Below are 5869 nucleotides of genomic sequence, written 5' to 3'. Positions count from 1 at the left end.
ACAGAACCGACTCCTGTGCAAAGGAAAGCTTTAGATTTATTGGGCGTTAGCCTGATTTGTACCCAGTGAACCCGAAAGTCAAATCGCCCTAAGCCGGGATACGCATACAGTGTAGCTATTTGTCAAAGGGGAACTTCAGTTGATAGTACAGCATACCGCCGCAGTCCGGACAAGCTAAGCTTGCAGGTGTTCCAAACTCACGCTCTCGCATAGCCACCCCATTGAGTTCCACCACATCAGGTTCTATCTCTATCTCGTTCTCACTAGACATGGTTGTTGCTCCTTCCTCCGTCACAGGTTCATGGGCTAGACGAACTAAAGTGGAGGCTATTGACGACAAGGGCAGAATATGGTCAACATCTACGTGTTTAATCGCGCTCTTCGGCATTCCCGAAAACAGGGCATCATCGGGATCTTGAACAATCGCCACACCGCCCAAACGTTTCACATCCATAAGCCCTACAGTACCATCGTCGAGGACACCCGATAGCACCACACCAACGACTCGACGTCCATACGCCTTTGCTGCCGTGCGAAATAGGGGATCGACCGCCGGACGACAACCGTTCTCCTTCGGACCATACACTAAGCGGACATAGCCGCGTTTGACTAGCAGGTGGTAGTCCGGAGGGGCTACATAGATGTGCCCTTGTACGATCTCCTCACTCTCTGTAGCATGAGCCACTGGCAAGAGAGTTTTTCTATTCAAAATATCCGGCAGAAAGCTTTTAGCGTGGCGTGAAATATGAACGACAATGAAGATCACTGCTGGTAGATTCTCTGGCAAAGCAGCAACCAGTTTAGTCAACGCTTCCACTCCGCCTGCGGAGGCTCCAACAACGATGATGTCATGACCTGGCATTTATTTTTTCTTTTAGAAGATGGGGGAATATTTATTTGATGAATGCGAGATGATAACCATTATGGTGGTTTGTTATGAATTGACAAGATGACACAAGCATGTATTTAATGAAAATTGCCTGAGTTTTTATGAAAGTTCGCTTTTGTTCTTTTATTTATACCCTGACTTTTTACGGCATCTTGGGCGTGGGGGTTGGGTGTGGGGGAAATTCCGTGAAAAGTGAGATCAGGCTTGGGAACTCATCGCCTATGTCACAATGGGAAAATGGGAAACCAACATTATTTATAATCGGGACGAACTGGCGATGGTAGCTATTCACCAGAGAGATGAACCCAAACTTTACGATGCCTATACCATAAAACCGTTAGAGCTATCTCGCTCTACCAATGGTGTGTATCAGCATTCCAAATGGCATAGCGAGGGAGACAGACTCTACGACTTGGGGCATTATCAGGAAAGTATTAAGTGTTACGAACGTGCTTTAGCCAACAAGTCTGATGAATACCTTGCCTGGAATAAACTCGGCTTGGCATACTTAGCACTGGGGGAATATCAGCAGGCATTATCTAACTTTGATCAAGCCATATCAATTAACCCAGATAGTTATATTGCTTGGTATAACCAAGGAAATATTCTCCGAGAATTAAACTATAAACATGATGCTATTGCTAGTTATGATCAAGCTTTGGCTTGCAAACCTGAACGCAACAAAGATTGGATTTTGCATAACCAAGGCATTGTTTTACATGACTTGGGTCGCCTTGAAGAAGCGGTTACATGCTATGACCAGGCTGTAGACGTTAATCCAGATAATTTTCAGGCATGGACGAATCGAGGTGCTGTTCTATCTCAACTAGATCGCTATCTAGAGGCAATAGATAGTTATGAACAAGCTCTAAAAGTCCAAGAAAATGAAGTTATAATTTTGGCTAATTTGGCGATAGTTCATGGCAAATGTGGCAACATTGAAGCGGCAATTAAAATTTTCAATAAAGCAATAGAGTTAGAACCAAAAAATGATCAATTGTGGAATGATAAAGGTGTAATATTTTATGACATGGGTCGGTATAAAGATGCACTTACCAGCTTTGAACAGTCCATAAGGCTTAAACCAGATGATGATATCATTTGGTTTAATAAAGGTAATGCACTGTTAATGCTAGAGAACTTTAATGAAGCTATTGCCAGTTATGATCAAGCCTTAGCTCTCAATGGTGAGAATAATTCCGTTTGGACAAATCGTGGACAAGCGCTGGCAGAACTTGGTCGATTAGATGAGGCAATAGCAAATTATGATCAGGCTCTCACTCTTGATCCAGATAATTATGCTGCCTGGAATAATCGAGGTGCTGAACTGTTTGCTCTAGGACAGTATCAAGAAGCTCTTGCCAGCTTTGAACGGGCGCTGGCACTCCAACCCAATAATGCTCAGTATTGGTTTAATCGTGGCAATGCACTGCGACAACTAGGACAGCTTGAGAATGCATTAGCTAGCTACAACACAGTTTTATCAATTGACAGAAATTATTCTCAAGCTGAAGTGATGCGTGACCGCGTTATACAAGATATTAAACACCAGAATAATCGCCTGCTGATACCTAATCAAAAACCGTTACGACCATTTGGCTTGTGTGCGGGAGAGTTCACTGTACCCGATGATTTTGATGATTCCCTACCCGAAGATATTCTGAGTGCTTTTGAAAGCTAATGAAACTTTTGCTCGATACTCATATCTTCTTGTGGTTTATCAGTGGCAATCCTAAACTGTCAACACCTGTTTTAACTGCTATTCGTGATCCCAATAACGACGTTTATCTAAGTGTTGTTTTAATTTGGGAGTCTATTGTCAAGTATCAGCTAGGCAAACTAAGTCTGCCGCAGTCACCCGAAATCTATTTACCACAACAGCGGGTTCGCCATCAACTTGCTAGCCTTAGTCTTGATGAGGATAGTGTGGCTAAACTTATCAAGCTGCCTTTATTACACCGTGATCCCTTTGATAGAATGCTTATCTGTCAGGCTTTGCACCATCGTTTAACCCTTGCCACCGTCGATCAAAAAATTCGTGCCTACTCAATCCGTATTATTTAAGTAGGTTGGTGGAAATAAACTCAACTAAATTAAGTTTGGTAAACACACCTCAAATCCTTACCTAAACATAAGACGTAGCTTGCTTCTCAAGGGCAGCGAGTATGACGATCCCCACTGTTAACTTTAATGAAAGTCCGACTACTTAGCTAGGTGACGAATCTTTATGACTGCTTCCACTCCCCGTTTCCCCGATATCCAAAACCACTGGGCGCGTTCATTCATTGAAGGGTTAGCCCAGGCGGGTATGATTAGTGGCTTTCCCGATGGGCGTTTTCGTCCTAATGATCCCATGAGTCGGGCGCAGTTTGCGGCGTTGTTGCAAAATGCTTTTTCTAAACCCAGTAAACGCCCGAATGTTCCGTTTGTGGATGTTCCCAGCAAACATTGGGCAACTGGGGCGATTGCTAAGGCGTATCAGACGGGGTTTATGTCGGGGTATCCAGGAAATCGATTTCGCCCAGAGGCGAGTATTTCTAGAGTGGAAGTGTTGGTGTCTCTGATAACGGGATTGGAGATAAGTACCAGTGGATTAGCGGAGGTGAAAGCCGCCCTACCGGAACTCTATGATGATTTTGGCGAGATTCCCAGCTATGCTATTGATCGGATTGCGATCGCAACCAATACGGGGATGGTGGTGAATTATCCCCAGGTTAAGCAGTTTAACCCCCTCAAAGCCGCCACTCGTGCGGATGTTGCCGCGTTTATTTACCAGGCGTTAGTCTATACTGGGAGACTTGACGCCATTGGTTCAGATTATATTATCGTGCGTCAGAAAACCCTGAAACTGAGTCATCAACGGGAGTTTCGCGGGGTGTGGGTGGCGACTGTTTGGAACATCGATTGGCCCCCCCAACGGGGATTGTCTGTCGCCCAACAGCAACGGGAATTGTTACAAATTATTGACCGCATGGCTGAACTTCAGTTAAATGCGTTAATCTTACAAGTTCGACCCACTGGTGATGCCTTTTATGCCTCCCCGTTAGAACCCTGGAGTGAATGGTTAACTGGCATACAAGGTCAAGCTCCCGATCCTTATTATGACCCCTTAGAGTTTGCGATCGCGGCTTGTCATCAGCGCAATATTGAACTCCACGCCTGGTTTAACCCCTATCGCGCCAAAACTTCTTCCCAAGGTTCTGTCAGTGTCGCCCCTCACATTAGCGTCACTCATCCCGAATACGTGTATAAATATGGCAATCAGCAGTGGATGGACCCTGGGGTAAAAGTGGTTCAAGATTTAACCTATAACGTAATTATGGATGTGGTGCGGCGTTATGATGTCGATGGCATTCATCTAGATGATTATTTTTATCCCTATCCCATCGCGGGTGAAGCGTTTCCCGATGATAAAACCTATAAGGCTTATCAAGCCGAAGGCGGCACTCTTAGCTTAGGTGATTGGCGGCGGGAAAATGTGAATCAAATGGTGCAGCGCCTTTATACCGGGATACAGGCGACAAAGAAACATGTTAAATTTGGCATTAGTCCCTTTGGCATTTATCGTCCCGGACAACCGCCTCAAATTAAAGGATTAGATCAATACGAATCCCTGTATGCTGACCCGAAAAAATGGTTAGAAGCAGGATGGATTGATTATGTTGCCCCACAATTATACTGGCGCATTGATCCCCCAGCCCAAAGTTATCCCGTTCTCCTGCAATGGTGGACTGAAAATAATCCCAAACAGCGCCATATTTATCCCGGCAATCGGTTAAGTATGTTGGATGCTCAAGATTGGTCTTTCTTAGAATATGAACGGCAAGTTGATATTACCCGCAACCTTGCTCCCCAACTCTCCTTGGGCAATATTTTTTATAACATGAAAGTCTTTAATGAAAATCGTTTGGGAGTCGTTGAAAAGTTCCAATCCTCTGTCTATAATCAACCCGCTTTATCTCCAACCATGTCGTGGTTGAGTGATACACCGCCAGCGATTCCGGTTCAGGTGAGAATGATTGGAAATAAGCTAATTTGGAATGCTGCCGTTAACGCCAAGATTCGCTCTTGGACAGTATATCAGCAGCAAGGCGAGAACTGGACATTGCACAAAATTTTGCCAGAGGAGATAACCGAGGCAGAATTAGCACCGGGAACCTATGCGGTGTGTGCTGTAGACAGACTAGCGAATGAAAGTTTAGGCGTTGTAGCGTCTATTCAATAGTGCCGATGCTAAAGGATGTCAACATTGTAGTGGACTGACACAGCTAAAATAGGGCTTTGTTTGTAGTAAGCACTTTAGTGCTATAACGCCTAGCTGAAGAGGGCTGAAGCCCTCACTACGAACCAATTCTAATCCATCAATTAAGGTGTGCCACGCCAGTAGGTTGGGTTGAGGAACGTAGGCGAAGCCTTCTCGTACTCCGGAGGAGAACCCGAAGGTTAGAGTAACCCAACACCCAGCCGTTCCGCCAACACCAAAACGTTCCATCAACACCCAGCCGTTCCACCAACACCAAGACGTTCCACCGGAACGTCTCTACCAGAGGAAAGATTATGAATACTGTAACCTTAAATTTAGACACCATTCCCTTAACTGACGAACAATTCTATCAATTATGTCAAAATAATCGCGAGTTTAACTTTGAAACGACGGCGCAGGGAGAATTAATTATCATGGCACCCGTTGGCGGAGAAAGTGGGAATCGAGAATCTGAACTGATTGCTGATTTGGTCATCTGGAATCGGCAAACTAGCCTGGGTTATACCTTCAGTTCCTCCACAATCTTTAAGTTACCCAATGGTGCGAAACGTTCCCCAGATGCGGCTTGGATTCGTCGAGAACGCTGGGAAGCGCTAACCCCTGAACAACGGCGTAAATTTCCCCCGATTGCACCGGATTTTGTCATCGAATTAAGGTCAGCCACAGACGATTTGCAACTTTTGCGTGACAAAATGCAAGAATACATGGATGCTGGA

Annotated in this window: 6 protein-coding genes; 4 read left to right on the top strand and 2 right to left on the bottom strand. The window is 45.0% G+C overall.

The genetic code is table 11. The features are described from left to right. Positions 1-115: 115 nt before the first annotated feature. Positions 116-862, bottom strand: coding sequence for a chemotaxis protein CheB (locus RIG66_RS33775; protein WP_446384487.1), 747 nt, complete (start codon positions 860-862; stop codon positions 116-118). Between the two features lie 256 nt (positions 863-1118). Here RIG66_RS33775 and RIG66_RS33770 point away from each other — a divergent pair, with 256 nt between their 5' ends. The 3 genes from RIG66_RS33770 to RIG66_RS33760 all read left to right on the top strand — a co-directional run bounded on the left by RIG66_RS33770 (position 1119) and on the right by RIG66_RS33760 (position 5114). Further along, positions 1119-2570, top strand: a complete 1452-nt coding sequence (locus RIG66_RS33770) for a tetratricopeptide repeat protein (RefSeq protein ID WP_446384485.1) — start codon at positions 1119-1121, stop codon at positions 2568-2570. Continuing rightward, complete coding sequence (locus RIG66_RS33765) at positions 2570-2953, top strand: type II toxin-antitoxin system VapC family toxin (RefSeq protein WP_446384483.1); 384 nt, start codon at positions 2570-2572, stop codon at positions 2951-2953. Before RIG66_RS33770 ends, RIG66_RS33765 begins: the two co-directional genes overlap by 1 nt. 163 nt (positions 2954-3116) lie before the next feature. Then, the gene (locus RIG66_RS33760; RefSeq protein ID WP_446384481.1) at positions 3117-5114 is read left to right on the top strand and encodes a glycoside hydrolase family 10 protein; all 1998 of its coding nucleotides are present in this window, start codon (positions 3117-3119) and stop codon (positions 5112-5114) included. An 18-nt stretch (positions 5115-5132) separates the two neighbouring features. On the opposite strand, the gene RIG66_RS33755 is transcribed toward RIG66_RS33760, so the two are convergent. After that, a complete protein-coding gene (locus tag RIG66_RS33755) occupies positions 5133-5381 on the bottom strand; it encodes a hypothetical protein (protein WP_446384479.1) in 249 nt (82 codons plus the stop codon). A 65-nt stretch (positions 5382-5446) separates the two neighbouring features. Here RIG66_RS33755 and RIG66_RS33750 point away from each other — a divergent pair. Next, a partial coding sequence (locus RIG66_RS33750; RefSeq protein ID WP_446384477.1) for a Uma2 family endonuclease occupies positions 5447-5869 on the top strand: 423 nt, incomplete at its 3' end.

This window comes from Coleofasciculus sp. E2-BRE-01, assembly GCF_040221695.1.
GTDB lineage: Bacteria > Cyanobacteriota > Cyanobacteriia > Cyanobacteriales > Coleofasciculaceae > Coleofasciculus.
This window is presented reverse-complemented; position numbering and strand designations above follow the sequence as displayed.